Origin of the sequence: Sphingobacterium paludis (genome assembly GCF_004364125.1) — a bacterium.
Lineage (GTDB): Bacteria > Bacteroidota > Bacteroidia > Sphingobacteriales > Sphingobacteriaceae > Sphingobacterium > Sphingobacterium paludis.
Window position 1 is genome coordinate 328,905 of the sequence record NZ_SNZV01000004.1, and the last position, 19,331, is coordinate 348,235.

The window sequence follows — 19,331 nt, forward strand, 5'->3', positions numbered from 1 at the left end:
AAACAACGATGAAACAAATTTTACTAACTCAAATCTGTGCATTTCTGCACTAGGTACATACTTGGTTTTCAAGTCCGATTTCTGATTTCACAATAGAATTTATTGCTTGATAGGGGTTTTCCTTATGCATCAATCACTATTGTCCTACTCTTTCTATATCCTTTAAATAGGCCAGCTATTTCTTGCGCCTACGTTAAAGCAAAACTGTAGTGCCTAGATCGGCTGTACCTACCCAAATCAAAAACTAACAGATCCCCACTCGGGAATTAATTAACTAAACAACAATAAACACATGAAACAAAAATTACTCAGTATTCTTTTTGTGCTGACCTGCCTAGTCGGTGTTTCGTTCGCACAGAATCGGCAAGTGAGTGGACGGGTAACCTCAGCAGCTACAGGTGAGACGCTGGCAGGCGTTACTGTTCGCGAGGGCGGCACCAACCGCGCTACGCAGACAGATGGTGATGGCCGGTATAGCCTGTCTGTGAACGCCTCTACGTCCGAGCTTGTCTTTACCTTGATCGGCTATGCAGAAAGCACACAAGCCATCGGCTCCCGCGCATCTATTAATGTCGCTTTGGGCGAAGCGTCCAGCGATTTGGATGAGGTCATTGTCGTAGCCTACGGAACGGTAAAGAAATCTGACTTCACGGGGTCTGCAACGCAGATCGGTGCCAAAGAGCTCGATAAACGCCCGTTGTCCAACCCATTGGGCGCGCTTCAAGGAGCTGGCCCGGGTATTCAGACTGCGACCCCAGGCGGAGCACCCGGTTCCTCTCCAACCATCCGTATTCGCGGGGTGGGTTCTTACTCCGCCGGAAATGATCCGCTATTTGTTGTAGATGGGGTGCCATTTGATGGAGGGATGTCAAACATCAACCCGGACGATGTAGAGACGATTACGGTACTCAAAGATGCGGCGACGATCGCTATGTATGGTTCTCGTGGTGCAAACGGCGTGGTGATGGTGACCACGAAACGTGGTAAAGAAGGAAAAAGCACATTCGATGCGAAGGTTCAAAAAGCTATCAACCAAAATGCGGTGCCAAATTATAACACGGTATCGGCTGGAGAATACTACGAATTAATGTGGCAAGCCTATACCAATAGTTTGGCTTATCGTACAGCAAATCCGGTTCCATTGGATATTGCACGTCAGATCGGTTCAGGCCTGCTTACAAGAAATGCAGCAGGGCAACAGATTTATAACGGACAAACATTCCAAGATATTGTTCAATACCTGGGTGGATACAACTCATATAATGTCGCTAACAACGAGCTTATTGATGCCACAGGGAAGCTAAACCCGAATGCGCAGATCAAATACAAAGATTTCAGCTCATGGGAAGACGAGGCAACGCGTAACGGGAAACGTGACGAGTACAGCATCAACTATTCGACGGGTATCAAGAATACAGATGTGTATGCCTCAATGAACTATTTGAGCGAAGAGGGGTGGGGATTGCGTTCATCGATGGATCGTTTCCAGGGCCGTTTAAATGTGAATAGCAAAATTACAGACTGGTTAAAAACAGGAATAAATATCAATGCTTCAAGTAATAAATATGATTACGCATACACAGGATCAGGAGCGATAAACAACCCTTTTGGTTTTTCCAGAGGTATTGCGCCGATCTACCCGGTTTATGTACATGACCCAGCAACGGGTGAGATTATAAGAGATTTGCAAGGAAACAAGCGTTACGATTACGGTAACCTGGTATCAGAGTTTGGTTTGTCCCGTCCGTACAACAGCGGTCGTCACGCCATAGCGGAAACGCTGATGAATACCAGCAAAGCGGACCGTGATTTTGTATCCGCACGAGCGTATATTGATGTCAATATCTTGCCTTGGTTGACATTCTCGACTACATTTAATCCTGACATCCAAAGCTTAAGGGAAGAAGGGTACGAAAATACCGAAGTTGGGGACGGTGCGCCAGCCGGTCGTTACAGCCAAAACTGGTACAGACAGGAAACTTATACATTCAACCAGATCTTGCGTGCGAATAATTCGTTTGGTAAGCATAATTTAGAGTCTTTATTAGGACATGAGTATTACAAGTTTAAGCTTGAAACAATTGATGGGATGCGGACTGGACAAGGTTTCGACGGTTTGTATGTGTTTTCCAACTTTGCAGACATCAGCTCACTTACATCTGGCCTAGGTGAAGAGGCTATTGAGAGTTATTTCGGACGCGCAAACTATAACTACGACAGCCGCTATTATTTAAGTGCAATGGTCCGTTACGATGGCAACTCCAGATTCCCTGCGCATTTGAGATGGGAAGAATTTTGGTCGGTGGGTGCGGCATGGCGTTTGGATCAGGAACCATTCTTTAAGAATGATTTTACCGACTTGTTTAAGCTACGCGCATCATACGGTAGGCTAGGGAACTCAAGTTTATTAACAAGTACAGGCGCTCAAAACCGTTATCCATATCAGCCAGGTTATAGCATTGGCTTTAACAATGGATCCGCATCGGGAGCTGTATTTACATCATTGGGGTCAAACGATATCACATGGGAATCCCAAAAACCTTTGGATCTAGGTGTAGACTTCTCGTTTATGAACGGAAGAATTAGTGGTACATTTGAGTACTACAATAGGGTGTCAGATGGTTTGTTATTTGATGTTCAGCAACCTTACCACAATGGAGGTTCAACCTCGGGTTCTTTTTCCATTCCACGGAATGTTGGGGCGATGACAAATAAAGGTGTCGAGCTCTCGTTGACAGGTAATATTATCCGTAAGCAAGATTTCAATTGGAACCTGACATTGAATATGACGACGATCAAAAACAAAATAACGAAAATGCCGGTGGAAACCCCTGAAATTGTCGATATCCCTTATAAGTACGTTGAAGGTCGGTCGATGTATGACTTCTTCACCAGAACCTATTATGGTGTAGACTCAGAAACAGGTCGTGCGATGTATTTAGGATTGGCGGATGGTGTTGCTTACGATCCAAACAATGCAGATCATAAATTAATCGATAAAGGCAATGGCATCGTGGATACGGTAACGTTTAACCATAACTCGGCTAAGCAAGACTGGATCAATAAGTCTGCCTTGCCGCCGGTGTATGGAAGTATCGTAAACAGTTTCTCGTACAAAGGATTTGACTTTGGTTTTGTCGTAACGTACAGCTTGGGTGGTTACTTCTACAACGGTCAATACGCAAGTTTAATGAGCTCTGGACCAGCCAATGGTGCCAACCTACACCGCGATTTGTTTGGTGCGTGGAAAAACCCAGGTGACCAAACCGATATCCCATTGATGGACTTAAACAGAACAGCGCAAAATGGTGCCACGTCAACGCGTTTCTTGGAAAAGGCTTCTTCGCTAAATCTATCGGCGATCACGACAAGCTACACCTTGCCAAGAAGTTTGACCAACCAAATTGGGGTGCAACGTGCGCGTGTATTTGCTAGTGCAGAAAACCTTTATTTCTGGTCCGCACGGAAAGGCTTCAATCCAATTGGCGGTATCTCCAGCGCAACAGGTGCATCGGGTTACAACCACGCAAGAACAATTAACTTTGGTATTAACTTCGGCTTTTAAAACATGAGAATTTTTAATAAACTATCTATAAAATCTACCCTCGCTACGCTAGCGCTATCAGCCTTGCTTTTGTCGGGATGTAATAAGGATTTGCAATTGGAACCAACTGGTCGTATTGCTCCTTCAATTGTCTTCGCGACAACACAGAATGCGTATGCGGCGATCAATGGTATGCACCGGTATATGTACTCGCAATGGTATAGCAACCAGGCTGCCGGCGGGCAGAGTGGAAATATGCTCTATATGGAGGTGCTGGGTGAAGATTTCGTGATGACCGGAGCCGCCAACGGCTGGTTCAACAGTGAGCACCGCTGGCTTTCTCATCGTAACGAGACGGCAGGCATCCTTACGTTCAACTATGGCTTTTACTATGCGCTGATCGCGAATGCGAATGAAATTATAGCCAACATCGATGGCGCGGAAGGCCCGCAGGCAGATAAAGACTTCTTAAAAGCACAGGCCTTGACCTATCGTGCCTGGTCATATTACCAAATGGTACAGCTGTTTGGCAAACGGTATGTGAAAGGCGGAGACAACTCTTCCCTAGGACTCTCTCTAGTCTTGGAAAGAACAGTGGGGGCGGTGCCTCGGAATACGGTAGAAGAGGTCTATTCGCAGATCAACACGGATTTGGATGCGGCAATAGGTTTGTTTGCTACTGCTGTGGCTCGGCCGAATATTTCTCACCTAAATGCGAATGTAGCGCATGGTGTAAAGGCGCGCGTTGCATTAACCCAGCAAAACTACGATATCGCAGTTGCCGAAGCCAGAGCGGCTAGAGCCGGTTTTACGTTGATGAACCGAGATCAGTATTTCAATTCTTTTGTTAGTTTTGCCAATCCAGAATGGATCTGGGGAATCGAACACCGCGAAGATCAACCTACGTATTTCTATTCGTTCTACGCGTATGTCGGTAACTTTAGCTCAACCAATACCCGCGGAAATCCGAAAGCGATCAACTCGGCCTTATATGCCAAAATCCCGACGACGGATGTGCGCAAGGGATTGTGGGATCCAACAGGAACCACAGCGGGGTTTCCTGTGGCTGCAAGTGGCGTGAGACGCCCGTATATGACACGGAAGTTTACCATGCCAAATCCGGCGAACAGTAACGGTGACTTGATGTTTATGCGTGCAGCGGAGATGTACTTGATCGAAGCGGAATCTTTGGCTAAACTAGGCGGAAGAGAAGCGGAAGCAAGACAAGTACTATTTGAATTAGTACGGACCAGAGATGCCAGTTACGCGGTTTCTACAAACTCGGGCACCGCATTGGTTGATGAAATCTTAACACAGCGTCGTATTGAACTTTGGGGTGAAGGATTCCGTTTTTACGATCTAAAACGATTGAACCTTCCGTTGAACAGAAATGGTGCAAACCACAATACATCACTTGCTGTTACGATGGATGTGCCTGCAGGCAGCAAAGATTGGGAATTCTTAATTCCTCGTGGCGAGATCGATAGAACCCTCGGTGTCGTACAACAAAATCCATTATAACAAACCATCTACCTTTGAAAATAGAAAGGGGTTGTCATAGGCAGCCCCTTTTTTTCGTCCATACCACTATCACCTGTGTCGCATTTTTGTTGCTGTGGATTCTCAGTTCGCGCAAAGATAGTCACCTTTTGCCTTCTGTCCCTTAAGCCCTGAAGAGACGTTAATAGGATACTTATTTCTGTTCAATACATGAATCTTCGTATGCATTTCGTTGCCGGTTATATATATGACATTATTCATATTTCTGAAGCATTATCAATGGAGCGGATTTTTATGTTGAGTTCCTGCTCAGAGCTACGTCTACCACAAAAAGATCATATAAATCAGTAACGTAAAAATGAAAGCCATTCGAAAACACTATCCAGCCAATGATCAACCGGGAGATCCTGTTTTTTGCTGGCAAACCCGTGTTGCCCCCTAGAAAAGACACGCAAATCCACAAGTCCGTTTTTCGATTTCCATCTTTCATATAGTTTCAAGGAATTGATGTCAAAGCTATACTCGTCATCCTGTGTCACTGCTATGAAAAGTGGTGAAGGGGATGCGGGTACCTCAGCTTCGAGAACAGGGTTCAAATAGGGATAAATAAGTGCACTGAACAGGGGGTCTACTTCTTTATCAAGTGCGATGGCCGCGGAAATAGTACCGCCTGCGGAAAAACCAATAACCCCAACCTTATCGGCATCGAAACCCAGGACGGACGCGTTTGCTTTAAGGTATTTCATGGCTTCCTTGCCGTCTGCAATTGCCAGCGGTACCATCGGGGCCATAATTTCTTCGAGGGTAGCAAAATCCTTTATGTTTCGCATCAATTGCTCCATCGGGTTTTCATCTTCCAATTGTACCAATCGGTATTTCAGTGCTGCTGCGGTATAGCCTCTTTCTGCGAAAGTTTTCGCTATCTTCACCCCCTCGTCTTCATAAGCCAGTATTTGAAAAGCGCCCCCGGGTATGACCAATACGGCAATGTCTTTAATCTCCGAGCCTGTAGGTTCAAAAATTTCCAAGCTCGGAGCCGTTACGTTGTACAACATCCGGCTTGTTGATATAGGTTCGAAGGTAAAAGATTTTTCCTGAGGCTTGACATCACTCGTCGAGCCTCCCTTAACAGGAATAACAATCCTTTGCTGCGCCTGTAATCCATTTTGTACACAAATTATTATTAGAAATAATAATAATTTGTAAGCTTTTGTTTTTGTGTTCATGACTATTTATTTACATTTCTTAACTAAATTATAGTTTAAAGGTGACATGTCATTAAATTTAGTGACATAAATTTCCATATAAAATTGTTTTGCTTGTTCATCAATATCTTCTCCTGACCTTGTAAAACCATTCATATTCCTTCAATTGTCGGTATATGCCAACCTAAATGAGCTGGCTAAAACAGATTTCCACCTTTTTAATACATATCAAAGCCGCTAAATGTAAATAAGAGCAGCGGCATACCATTTTTTTGTGCCAAACTTCAGCTATTTTTCAACATCATATTTAAAAAATAAAGGACTTATAGCTGTACTGATTTGACTTTATTTCTAATGAGGTTTTTGATATTATAATTAGTTTATAAAAATAGAAATAAAATTAATAATATTGTTTTAAAGTATTTTAGCTTTCTTTTTTATTTTGCTTATTGTTCTTTTTGCGATTATATTTGCCTGCAGAAGGGCTACATATTCGTCTATGTTTATGTCGCTTGTAATGGGATCGCTTCTTTTTACAAACCAGGAGGGAGTGGTTATTAACTAAACAAATGTAATTATGCAACAAAAGGATCACACAAGCACTGCCGTGCTGCTCCATAGGAGCGAAAGCCTATCTATCGTATTTAGCTAAGCAAAAAAGGAGGAGATCTCCCATGGAAGCCAAGCCGGCTCTCAGCGGGTAGTGTATGCCAAAATTTTAGGCTATAACCCCGTCAATAATGCGTTAAAGCTCAATGGATACGTGTCGGAATCCCAGATACACAACAGATCGTAAAAGACATTTTTTTACAATATCTAACTAACAACAATAAATAAAATGAAACAAAAATTACTCAGTATTCTTTTTGTGCTGACCTGCCTAATCGGCGTTTCGTTCGCGCAAAGCCGACAGGTGACTGGACGGGTAACGTCGGCGGTAACGGGTGAAACGCTAACAGGGGTTACTGTTCGCGAGGGCGGCACCAACCGCGCTACGCAGACAGACGGTGATGGCCGGTACAGCCTGTCTGTGAACGCCTCTACGTCCAAGCTTGTCTTTACCTTGATCGGTTATGCAGAAAACACACAAGCTATCGGCGGACGCACATCTATTGATGTCGCGTTGGGCGAAGCCTCTAGCGATTTGGATGAGGTCATTGTCGTAGCCTACGGAACGGTAAAGAAATCTGACTTCACGGGTTCAGCAACGCAGATCGGTGCCAAAGAGCTCGACAAACGTCCGTTGTCCAACCCATTGGGGGCGCTTCAAGGTGCTGGTCCAGGTGTTCAGACAGCTGCTCCAGGAGGAGCGCCAGGCTCTTCACCGACAATCCGTATCCGCGGAGTAGGATCCTTTTCTGCGGGCAACAATCCACTAATCGTCGTGGACGGTGTTCCGTTTGATGGTGGGATGTCAAATATTAACCCGGATGACGTAGAGACGATTACGGTGCTTAAAGATGCGGCCACAATTGCTATGTATGGTTCTCGTGGTGCCAATGGTGTAGTGACGGTGACCACAAAGCGCGGTAAAGAAGGAAAAAGCACATTCGATGCAAAGGTTCAAAAAGGTATCAACCAAAATGCGGTACCTAACTATAATACCGTATCGGCTGGTGAGTACTACGAGTTGATGTGGCAAGCCTATACCAATAGTTTAGCTTATCGTACAACAAATCGTGTTCCATTGGATATCGCGCGTCAGATTGGTTCAGGTCTGCTTACAAGAAATGCAGCAGGGCAACAGATATATAACGGTCAAACATTTCAGGACATCGTTCAATACCTGGGTGGATACAACTCCTATAATGTCGCTAACAACGAGCTTATTGATGCAACAGGGAAGCTAAACCCGAATGCACAGATTAAGTACAAGGGTTTTCGGTCATGGGAAGATGAAGCAACGCGTAACGGTAAGCGTGATGAGTACAGCGTCAACTATTCAACTGGGATTAAAAATACAGATGTGTATGCCTCAATGAACTACCTAAGCGAAGATGGGTGGGGATTGCGTTCCTCCATGGATCGTTTTCAGGGCCGTTTAAATGTAAATAGCAAAATTACGGACTGGTTGAAAGCAGGTCTAAATATTAGCGGTACAAGCAATAAATATGACTACGCTTATACCGGAGCAAGTGCGATCAATAATCCTTTCGGGTTTTCCAGAGGTATTGCGCCAATCTACCCGGTTTATGTACATGATCCAGCAACAGGCGAAATTCTAAGGGATTTGCAAGGAAACAAGCGTTATGACTATGGTAACCTAGTTTCGGAGTTCGGCCTGTCGCGTCCGTACAATGGCGGGCGCCATGCCATAGCGGAAACCCTGATGAATACGAGCAAAGCGGATCGTGATTTTGTATCGGCACGAGCGTATATTGATGTCAATATCTTGCCTTGGTTGACATTTTCGACTACATTTAATCCTGACATTCAAAGCGCACGAGAAGAAGGCTATGAAAATACCGAGGTAGGGGATGGTGCTCCGGCCGGTCGTTACAGCCAAAACTGGTACAGACAGGAAAGCTACACGTTTAACCAACTTTTACGTGCAAATAATGCTTTTGGTAAGCATAGCTTGGAATCATTGCTCGGACATGAGTACTATAAATTCAAGATCGAAGACATCGATGGTATGCGGACCGGACAAGGTTTTGACGGCCTGTATGTGTTTTCCAATTTTACGGACATCAGCTCGCTTACATCCGGCTTGAATGAAGAGGCTATTGAAAGTTATTTCGGGCGTGTAAACTACAACTACGATAGTCGTTACTACTTGGATGTAATGGTAAGGCGTGATGGTAACTCGAGGTTTCCTGCACATTTGAGATGGGAGAATTTTTGGTCTGTTGGCGCCGCTTGGCGTTTGGATCAGGAGCCATTCTTTAAGAATGATTTTACCGATTTGTTGAAGTTACGTGCGTCCGTGGGTAGACTGGGTAACTCGCAGCTATTATTAAGCTCTGGAGCACAAAACTACTATCCATACCAACCGGGCTATAGCGTTGGATTTAATAATGCATCCGCATCGGGTGCGGCATTTACATCATTGGGATCAGATCGAATAACATGGGAATCGCAAAGGCCATGGGATGCTGGTGTAGACTTCTCCTTTATGAACGGAAGAATCACAGGTTCATTGGAGTATTATATTAGATATTCCGACGGTTTACTATTCGATGTACCGCAACCTTACCACAATGGCGGATCAACGTCGGGTTCTTTTTCTATACCACGCAATGTCGGGTCGATGACGAATAAAGGTGTCGAACTTTCGTTGACGGGTAATATTATCCGTAAGGAGGATTTCAATTGGAACTTGACATTGAATCTAACGACCATCAAAAACAAGATTACCAAAATGCCGTTGGAAACCCCTGAAATTGTGGATGTGCCATTTAAGCAAGTCGAGGGAAGGTCTCGGTATGACTTCTTCACCAGAACCTATTATGGTGTAGACCCAGAAACGGGGCGTGCGATGTATTTGGGATTGATGGATGGCGTTGCTTACGATCCAAACAATGCAGATCACAAATTAATCGATAAAGGTAATGGCGTTGTGGATACGGTGACGTTTAACCATAATTCGGCTAAGCAAGACTGGATCAATAAGTCTGCCTTGCCGCCGGTGTATGGAAGTATCGTAAACAGCTTCTCTTATAAAGGATTTGACTTTGGTTTTGTCGTAACGTATAGCTTAGGCGGTTATTTTTACAATGGTCAGTACGCAAGTTTGATGAGCTCTGGACCAGCAAATGGTGCCAACCTGCACCGCGATTTGTTTGGTGCGTGGAAAAACCCAGGAGACCAAACCGATATTCCATTGATGGACTTAAACAGAACAGCGCAAAATAATGCCACGTCAACACGATTTCTTGAGAAAGCCTCTTATTTGAATCTATCAGCCATCACAACAAGCTACACCTTGCCGAAAAGTCTGACTAGCCAAATTGGGGTGCAACGTGCTCGCGTATTTGCTAGTGCAGAAAACCTTTATTTCTGGTCCGCACGGAAAGGCTTCAATCCGATTGGCGATATATACAGACCGTCTGCAGCATCGGGTTACAACCACGCAAGAACAATTAACTTTGGTATTAACGTCGGATTTTAAAACATGAGAATTTTCAATAAACTATCAATAAAATTTACCCTCGCTACAGTAGCGCTGTGGGTACTACTTTTATCAGGATGTAACAAAAAATTGCAATTGGAGCCTACTAATCGAATCGCTCCTTCAATTGTCTTCGCGACAACGCAGAATGCGTATGCGGCGATCAATGGTATGCACCGCTATATGTACTCGGCTTGGTACAGCAACCAGGCTGCCGGCGGGCAGAGTGGAAATATGCTCTACATGGAGGTGCTGGGTGAAGACTTCGTGATGACCGGGGCCGCCAACGGCTGGTTCAATAGCGAGTACCGCTGGCTTTCGCATCGTAACGAGGCGGCAAGCATCCTTACGTTCAATTATGGATTTTACTATGCGCTGATCGCGAATGCGAATGAAATTATAGGCAACATTGATGGTGCTGAAGGCCCGCAGGCAGATAAGGACTTCTTAAAAGCACAGGCCCTGACCTATCGTGCCTGGTCGTATTACCAAATGGTGCAGCTGTATGGTAAGCGCTACGTAAAGGGTGGCGACAACTCGTCGATGGGGATGTCGCTAATTTTGGAAAGGACAGTGGGCGCCGTGCCTCGAAATACGGTAGAAGAAGTGTATACACAGATCAATACGGATTTGGATGCGGCAATAGGCTTGTTTGCTACTGCTGTGGCTCGGCCAAATATTTCTCACTTAAATGTGAATGTAGCACATGGCGTAAAAGCGCGCGTTGCATTAACGCAGCAAAACTACGATATCGCTATTACCGAAGCAAGAGCGGCTAGAGCCGGTTTTACGCTGATGACATCCGATCAGTATTTCAATTCCTTTGTCAGTTTTGCCAATCCGGAATGGATATGGGGGATCGAACACCGGGAAGATCAACCCAATTATTTCTCTTCCTTCTACGCATACGTCGGTAACTTTAGTTCAACCAATACCCGTGGAAATCCGAAAGCGATCAACTCGGCCTTATACGCGAAGATCCCAACGACGGATGTGCGCAAGCGATTGTGGGATCCGTCAGGAGCCACAGCAGGATTTCCTGTGGCTGCAAGTGGTGTGAGACGCCCGTATATGACACGGAAGTTTACTTTACCGAACCCGGCAAATAGTAACGGCGACTTGATGTTTATGCGTGCAGCAGAGATGTATTTGATTGAAGCAGAATCATTAGCTAAATTAGGTGGAAGAGAAGCGGAAGCAAGACAAGTACTATTTGAATTAGTGCGGACTAGAGATGCCAGTTATGCGGTTTCTACAAATTCGGGCACCACATTAGTTGATGAAATCTTAACACAGCGACGTATTGAACTTTGGGGAGAAGGATTTCGTTTTTACGATCTAAAACGATTGAACCTTCCGTTGGATAGAAATGGTGCGAATCATAATACATCGCTCGCGGTGACCATGAGCGTACCAGCAGGAGGGACAGATTGGGAATTCTTAATTCCTCGTGGCGAGATCGATAGAACACTCGGTGTCGTAAAACAAAATCCATTATAGCAAAGTGTCTATCTTTGAAAGTAAGAAAGGGGTTGTCTATACGTAGGCAGCCCCTTTTTTGTTCATACCACTATCGCTTGTGTCCCATGTTGTTACGATGGATTCCTATTTTTACGGTTATCGAGTTTTGTAGTATGATATCTTATCTTCTTAAAAGATGTTTAGTGACATTAAATTATAAAGATGAATCAGGTTTTGCGTATCCTGACCTCTTGATACGGTAAAGGGGAGCGTAAGGAGGATTGTGAGCATTAGCGTTCTCATTTGTTTTACTTGCTTTTACGAATGTTTATTTCACTTGCACGTTTTGCTAAGAGAATTTTTAGCTTATTAATAGTGCGCTGTGTTTTTCTTATTGCCGAGGTGGATGCATTATTGCCCTGCTAAATCTCAAGTTTCTCTCGGGTATAGCTTTTTCACTTTTAAGGCTCGCAATTTTATGACTTAGCTTCTCGCTCTTTGTGACATATAACCTCTATTCCATAAAAAAAAGAGTGATTTAGCACTTTATGTAATTAAAATATATAGTACTTATATAGAAGGTTGTGACACAATGTTGTAATTAATGTTAACGCGTGTTTTAAAAGTTTATATAAATTAATAAAAATTGAAATAATATTTATTTTTATCTGTTCTTGTGTTTTATTGTGTCTTTTTTGTTTTTAATATTAATTTTTTTACAAGTATATTGGCTCTTGTAGATATGTAATTGAGCTGGTGCTTATTTCAATTAAATTACGTAGCTCCCTATTGCGAAAAACAACAATAAACTAAACAAACATAATTATGCAACAACAGAACCACATACACGATGCAGTTATTCATTTTTAGCCCAGCCCCGTATTTTATAATCAGCTGCTAGATTTTGAGTGTCGCTAGCCTTTGGGATTTGTGCATATTCCCGCTATTAGTCTATGTGAAACCTACTGAGGGTTTACTTAACTTGGGCAGTGTAACCTTGCTTCTTTAAGCTTTAGGGAATGAAATAAACCCATATTCATTTTATAGGGTACTGATCGCTGTGACCCTTCGTGCGATAACTAACTAAACAACGATAAACAAAATGAAACAAAAATTATTTAGTATTCTTTTCGTGCTGACTAGCCTGCTCGGGGTGTCGTTCGCGCAGAATCGCGAGGTGACCGGAAAGGTGACTTCCGCGAAAGACGGGACGCCAATAAGTGGTGTTTCGATCACCGTAGCTGGTACCAGTTCTGCAACGCAGACTGGACCGGATGGGCAGTATTCTATTTCAGCTCCACCTCGGGGAACCCTGTCGTTCTCCTACATCGGCTATATTGCGCAACGGATTGCCATTGCAGAGCAGACGGTTGTGAATGTTGAATTGGTTGATGATCAGGCTTCGTTGGAAGAGGTGCTAGTGACGGGATATGGAACAACCACGCGGCTCCGCTCAACGGGTTCAGCAAGCGTTGTTGAGGCGAAAGATGTTGAGCAAACGCCATTTCCTTCTGTCGACCGTGCTTTGCAAGGCAAAGTACCAGGGTTGCAATCCACAGGAAGTTCAGGCCAACCCGGTTCCATGCAGCAAGTGCGAATTCGTGGTGTTGGATCAATTTCCGGCTCCTCGTCGCCATTGTATGTAATTGACGGAATACCTATAAATGCTGGCGATCTATCTCGAGCAACACCTACAGCAAACGTATTAGCATCCTTAAATCCAAACGACATTGAAAACATGACTGTCCTGAAAGATGCGGCTTCTACAGCTATCTACGGTTCTCGCGGTGCTAATGGCGTAATCCTGATAACGACGAAATCAGGTAAAGCAGGAAAGACAAAAATTCGTCTAGATGCTGATTTTGGATCGGTTCGTCCGGGCGTTTACAATGATAGGACACGGCCACTAACAACGGAGGAGAACATTTTATTGTTAGGGGAAGCATTGTTAAATAATCCAACCGTGGTTATGAATAATAGTTTATCTCCCGAAAATATTCGGGAGTACGCTATTAATAACTTTGGCATTGATCCCAATATTAACACCAATTGGTATGATGAAGTTACCCGAACGGGGAATCAGCAGCAATATAATCTATCTGTCGATGGGGGGAATGAAAAAACGATATTTAACATAGGAGGAGGCTACTTTAAACAGCAAGGGACAATACCCAACTCTGATTTTACACGATATAGTGGTAAAGTCAGTTTAAAGCATGATGTGAATGATAGGTTGACTGTTGGGACAAGTGCAATTCTCTCAACAGCAAACCTTAGAGGGCTTCTCAATGGCGGAGCTTTCGGCAACCCCGTACTATCCAGTTTTTTCTTGATGCCAAATTTACCTGCTCGGAATCCAGACGGGAGCAACTATATCGAGGGTGCGTTAAGTCCAGGATCCGGATTATACAATCCGTTGGAGATTTTGGAAAGGGATCGAAGGAGTAATAATACACAAAAGGCACTGACGACAGTGTATGCAGAATACAAAATACTTCCCAATCTAAAGTTGTCATCAAAGTATGGAATAGACTACACTAACATCGAGGAAGATTATTATAATAGTCCAACTTATGGTGATGGACGTAATGTTGGTGGCCGAAGTTACAGGGATTATACGCGGTACTTCAATTGGGTGTGGACAAATTTGATAGAATACAAATGGGATATTGATTCAAATAAGGATTGGATTGCAAATATCAAAGCTGGTTACGAGGCTCAGAAATCGCAGTCCTATACCTCTTCCGTCGCCGTGCAAAATGTTCCCTTAAATACTTTCTATACTGTTCCATCTGTGGGTGCTACTCCTGTCACAGCGGAGGGGACACAAGATGATTACGCGTTTGCATCATTTTTAGCATTGGGAGATATTTCCTATAGAAATAAATACGTCGTGTCAGGAAGTTACAGGAACGACGGATCATCTCGATTTGGCGTTGACAATCGGTTTGGGAATTTTTGGTCTGTTGCAGGAAGTTGGAACATGGAGCAGGAAGATTTCATCAAGGATATATCCTCAATCAGCAGTTTAAAGTTGCGTGCTTCTTACGGCGTGACTGGTAATGCCGGGATTGGTAATAATGCTTGGCGCACACTTTATGGTTACACACGAACTGAATACAACTTTGTTTACGATGGAGCGATAGGTAGTGGTCCAACGCAATATGGTCTTCGCAATTTAACATGGGAAAGAACAAATGCTTTTGATCTCGGTTTGGACGTTTCACTTTTTGATAACCGTCTGAATGCCACGGTAGATTACTATAACAGACAATCGGAAGGCCTACTATATGAGGTGCCCGTTCCATACTCTACAGGCTTTGATGACTACACGGCTAACTTTGCCGGTCTCAGAAATCGCGGGGTAGAATTCTCCTTAAGCGGAACACCGCTGCGAACAGATAACTTCCAGTGGAATCTAAATTTCAATATTGCTTTGAATAGGAATACAACGACAAGATTGTTAGCCGATGAACAAGTTGAAAACCCATATATTAGAAAAGTTGGAGAAGATTATTTTTCGTATTATTTGCCTCAGTGGGCGGGTGCTGATCCAGAAAATGGCGATCCATTGTGGTATGTTGATGAAACAAGGACCGAAACAACAAACGTATATGGAAATGCGCAACGTGTTCTATTGGGTAAATCTGCATTGCCAAAAGCATTTGGAAGTTTTGGAACAACATTAACCTACAAGGGGATCGGTTTAGATGCCATGTTCTATTATAACTTCGGCAATCATATTTATCAAAATTTTTATCAATACCAAAATAGCGGAGGGGCTTACTATGGTAGCTTCAATCAAAATGCTTTGGAGCTGGATCGCTGGCAAAATCCAGGTGATATCACAGATGTTCCTCGGCCTGTCTTCGGGGGGAATAGAAATTCATTTGGCGCTTCCGATAGACTTTTGCGTGAAGGAGATTTCATTCGACTTCGTGACCTAACGCTTAGCTATACCTTATCTCCACAATGGATAGAATATACCAAGCTTTCAAGCGTAAGGCTATATTTCCGAGGTTCAAACCTTTGGACATGGGTAAAAGATGATAAATTGCCCTTCGACCCTGAGGCTGGTAGTTCGGATGTCGCCGGGGGGACGCAAGGCGTGACTAACTTCGATGTATTCATTCCGAAAACCTTTACTTTCGGTATTAACGTAGGCTTTTAAATAACGAACATTATGAAACGTAAATTTAAATATATCTTATTTTTATCGGTATGGTGCATCCTTTTTCAAAACGCTTGCAATTCCGATTTTCTAGACCTCCCTCCGTACACCTCTATTCCTGCAGATGAGGCTCTGCTCACCGAGGTAGATGCGCTGTCGGCTGTGAATGGCTCTTACGCTGGTTTGCGTTCTTTTCATTTATATGGAAGAACAATTCCATTGATGGGCGATTTATGGGCTGATAACGTATTGATTTCATCAAGAAACGCAGGGCGATATACCGAAATCTTTAATAATAATTTTGTAGAAAACAATCAATGGTTTACGGGGTTGTGGCAGAATGCATACAGAGTCATCAATAGGGTAAACAATATTATTGCAGCTACACCTTCGGGAGATGAAGAAAACATCAATCAATACAAAGGTGAAGCATATGCCATTCGCGCCTTGCTTTACTTTGAGTTGGTACGATTCTTTGCCCGTCCGTATACCGATGATCCGAATGGCTTGGGTGTTCCTTTAGTACTAACCTTTGATATCGACGCGCGGCCCACGCGCGCATCTGTCGCCGATATTTACAATCAGATTTTATCCGATCTTGAACAAGCGTATAATTTAATGAACCAAACGACAAATAGCGGTCGATTCTCAAAATACGCAGCGAGGGCGCTGGCTGCCAAAGTGAATTTACACAGAGGTACACAAGAATCTTATCAGTTGGCTTTTGATTACGCGCATGAGGTTATTGATAATAGTGGTGTAAATCTTGTGACAATTGCAAATTACGGAGCATATTGGCAGGCCGTAGGGTCTCAAACACTCGGAAATGAGACTCTTTTAGAAATTGTATCCGATCAAATTGACAACGGCGGGTTTGACGAGTTGCCTTATTTTTTTAACCAACAAGGTTACGGGGATGGTCTAGCGCAACGAGCATTATATGATTCTTATTCTGAGACTGATGTCAGAAAAAATTTGGTTCTCGTCGGAACGCGTTCTAATGCCGAGAACCCCGCTTACATTGTTAATAAATATCCCGATTTGGTTAATTACGGCACAAAAAAAATATTAAGAATTTCAGACGTATACTTGATCGCAGCAGAAGCGGCTTACCGAATGCAGCAGGAGGCTAGGGCCGTGACGTATTTAATGAGTCTTATTTCGCAGCGTGATCCGGCCGCCGAGGTCACGGAAACAGGGGCTGAACTTTTCGAGAGGATTATTACCGAGCGCAGAAAAGAACTTGCTTTCGAAGGCGATCGGTATCATACGCTTAATAGGCTACAGCGCGATATTACCGGCCGTACGCCCAGTCAGGCGGTGACTATTCCTTATTCCGATTTTCGCCGCGTGGCGCCAATTCCTTTGACAGAACTGGATCGCAATAGTAACCTGGTGCAGAATGAAGGGTGGTCAAATTAGGATGGCTTAGGGTTTCGGAATGATATTCTGGATTTACCACTCATTTAACGTTGGTTGAAATTTAGCAGCAGCAGCATAATCTTATCAGCGAAAAGAAATTATCCAATAACAAATTTTTAAGATTAGAGCGTATGGAATCAAATTCAATAAAAGGACAATTTATCAAAATCAGCAAAACAGTGCTATTTGTCGGTGCTATCCTTCTTACGGGATGTCAAAAGTTGGGTTTAGACGTATCTCCTAGAGAGGACTTAACGATAGAGCCGAGGGCTGATGTTCAAGTAATGAGTTTTCCCACATTCGATTGGGAGAGCGAAACTTATGTGCCAACGCCGCCCGGTACAGCACGTATTCATTTACCTTGGCATTCAACAGCGGAACGAATGTTCGAGAACAGTTTTAATGATGACTACGCGAGCGCAGATGGCTGGACGCTGCTCGTCAATACATTTAGCGAAACAGAGATGCCGCAAAATCCATATTTCGTTTTGTATAACAAATATCGGGGAGTAGTTCGCTTATTTGTGTACGCATCGCAAAGCAGTGCGATACCATCGGAGTACATGGTCTTTTCTTTAGGGTACGAAGGAGTTCCGCAAAGTAGCATGTATGCCTATCATAGCGCTGGTGTAATAGATGTAAGCGGGGTGGCGCCACTAGATCTCTCTCAAATAATACCTTTCAAAGCAAATCAGCAGCCTACTTGGTATGGAGCCGAATTCGAAGTAGCTTACGATCCCACTATAATTAACATTAGTGGTCAATTAAATCGTATGCGATGGCAGTTAAGTAGTAGAGATTTTTCTACTGTTACACTGGGAGGAAGTGCGGCAGGAACTATTGATGGAATAATCACGCAACCGGAAACAAAAGAAAATCTGTTCACGCGGATAGTTGGAGCAGGCGTGAATGCCTTCCTAAATGTAAAAACCCTTGGCCTGTCAAGCGTGGCGAACATAATTGCAAATGAAACGGTTAGAGAGAATGTTGTTAATGCAACAGATAAGGCCGGTGCGGGTATTGTGGGAAATTTTTTAAATGGGATTCTCGGAACTAAGGGGACTAATGAATCTACGGTTGATCTAAAAATCAATATGGACATCAATATGAATGGTACGATCACAGCTAGTCCTAGACAGATTGCGGCGCTTTCGTATGCAATACCCGGTGCAAATATGATGAATGTTAGACCTGACGTAATTCCCTTATACAACAAACCTTTAGGAGTATTTTATATCTCTGGGAAACCAAAAGTTAATATAGCTCGTCAACATTATATAAAGATGATTAATGGTATGGCAGTCGCTGATGATCAATACACGAACTATTTAATTACACTAGATCAGAATTCATACGATCTTTTGCCTAACACGTCATTGTCAGCGGATGCCGAGATTACTGTGGCAAATACAGAGCTTCTTATTTTAAATCCCGCTGCTATACAATTAAACGCCGGCGCAAACAGTGTTGTCGATGAAGGTGTGGGTAGTGGAAATGTCAGAAAAATTAGCAACAATGCTAATCTGCGCTTCAATCCTTTTAATAATAGTACGACAGCAAGTTATGGTAGAGATTTGATAGGTGTTAGGATGACAATAGAAGTTCGTCCGCGTTCAGGATCGCGGCCAACAAAAATTGTTAAGACTTTTTTGTGTGATATAGTGGATCGGGGGCAACAGACTTTCTACGTAGACGATGACGCTTCACCAGAACCATGGTAATAGTAGATCGTACTTAGCATGTAGACACACGTAACGGATAAAAAATTATAACTTTTGAATTTTAACTTTTTACTTATCGCTTTTTGCTTTCCATTGCACCTCTTATCCTTAACCAACATGTCGCATCGAAAGCGATTAGTACCGTGTATTGCGTAGTGCGTAGTGAGAAATTCGAAAAGATACTACAATGCACATT

8 protein-coding genes are annotated in these 19,331 nt (G+C 43.5%); 7 read left to right on the forward strand and 1 reads right to left on the reverse strand.

Features of this window, described 5'->3' with window-relative positions; all coding sequences use genetic code 11:
- The first annotated feature begins 292 nt into the window (after positions 1-292).
- Entirely contained in the window at positions 293-3,565 is a 3,273-nt protein-coding gene (locus tag B0I21_RS09585; protein ID WP_133640251.1) for a SusC/RagA family TonB-linked outer membrane protein, read from the forward strand.
- Between the two features lie 3 nt (positions 3,566-3,568).
- Complete coding sequence (locus B0I21_RS09590) at positions 3,569-5,065, forward strand: RagB/SusD family nutrient uptake outer membrane protein (RefSeq protein WP_133640252.1); 1,497 nt, start codon at positions 3,569-3,571, stop codon at positions 5,063-5,065.
- A 323-nt stretch (positions 5,066-5,388) separates the two neighbouring features.
- Here the strand turns inward: B0I21_RS09590 and B0I21_RS09595 are convergent, their stop codons facing one another.
- A complete protein-coding gene (locus B0I21_RS09595) occupies positions 5,389-6,270 on the reverse strand; it encodes an alpha/beta hydrolase (RefSeq protein WP_133640253.1) in 882 nt (293 codons plus the stop codon).
- 817 nt (positions 6,271-7,087) lie between these two features.
- Between B0I21_RS09595 and B0I21_RS09600 the strand changes: the two genes are divergently transcribed.
- The 5 genes from B0I21_RS09600 to B0I21_RS09620 all read left to right on the forward strand — a co-directional run bounded on the left by B0I21_RS09600 (position 7,088) and on the right by B0I21_RS09620 (position 19,135).
- On the forward strand, positions 7,088-10,360 hold the full coding sequence (locus B0I21_RS09600; RefSeq protein ID WP_133640254.1) for a SusC/RagA family TonB-linked outer membrane protein: 3,273 nt from the start codon (positions 7,088-7,090) through the stop codon (positions 10,358-10,360).
- A gap of 3 nt (positions 10,361-10,363) precedes the next feature.
- Positions 10,364-11,860, forward strand: a complete 1,497-nt coding sequence (locus tag B0I21_RS09605; protein WP_208292313.1) for a RagB/SusD family nutrient uptake outer membrane protein — start codon at positions 10,364-10,366, stop codon at positions 11,858-11,860.
- 1,063 nt (positions 11,861-12,923) lie between these two features.
- A complete protein-coding gene (locus B0I21_RS09610) occupies positions 12,924-15,992 on the forward strand; it encodes a SusC/RagA family TonB-linked outer membrane protein (protein WP_133640255.1) in 3,069 nt (1,022 codons plus the stop codon).
- A gap of 12 nt (positions 15,993-16,004) precedes the next feature.
- Positions 16,005-17,414 carry a RagB/SusD family nutrient uptake outer membrane protein gene (locus B0I21_RS09615; RefSeq protein ID WP_133640256.1) on the forward strand — a complete coding sequence of 470 codons (1,410 nt, stop codon included), beginning with the start codon at positions 16,005-16,007 and terminating at the stop codon, positions 17,412-17,414.
- Positions 17,415-17,545: 131 nt separating this feature from the next.
- On the forward strand, positions 17,546-19,135 hold the full coding sequence (locus B0I21_RS09620; RefSeq protein WP_133640257.1) for a hypothetical protein: 1,590 nt from the start codon (positions 17,546-17,548) through the stop codon (positions 19,133-19,135).
- Positions 19,136-19,331: the final 196 nt, after the last annotated feature.

Coding starts and splice junctions, on each gene's coding strand:
- B0I21_RS09585 (WP_133640251.1), top strand. CDS start 293: ATGAAACAAAAATTACTCAGTATTCTTTTTGTGCTGACCTGCCTAGTC.
- B0I21_RS09590 (WP_133640252.1), top strand. CDS start 3,569: ATGAGAATTTTTAATAAACTATCTATAAAATCTACCCTCGCTACGCTA.
- B0I21_RS09595 (WP_133640253.1), bottom strand. CDS start 6,270: ATGAACACAAAAACAAAAGCTTACAAATTATTATTATTTCTAATAATA.
- B0I21_RS09600 (WP_133640254.1), top strand. CDS start 7,088: ATGAAACAAAAATTACTCAGTATTCTTTTTGTGCTGACCTGCCTAATC.
- B0I21_RS09605 (WP_208292313.1), top strand. CDS start 10,364: ATGAGAATTTTCAATAAACTATCAATAAAATTTACCCTCGCTACAGTA.
- B0I21_RS09610 (WP_133640255.1), top strand. CDS start 12,924: ATGAAACAAAAATTATTTAGTATTCTTTTCGTGCTGACTAGCCTGCTC.
- B0I21_RS09615 (WP_133640256.1), top strand. CDS start 16,005: ATGAAACGTAAATTTAAATATATCTTATTTTTATCGGTATGGTGCATC.
- B0I21_RS09620 (WP_133640257.1), top strand. CDS start 17,546: ATGGAATCAAATTCAATAAAAGGACAATTTATCAAAATCAGCAAAACA.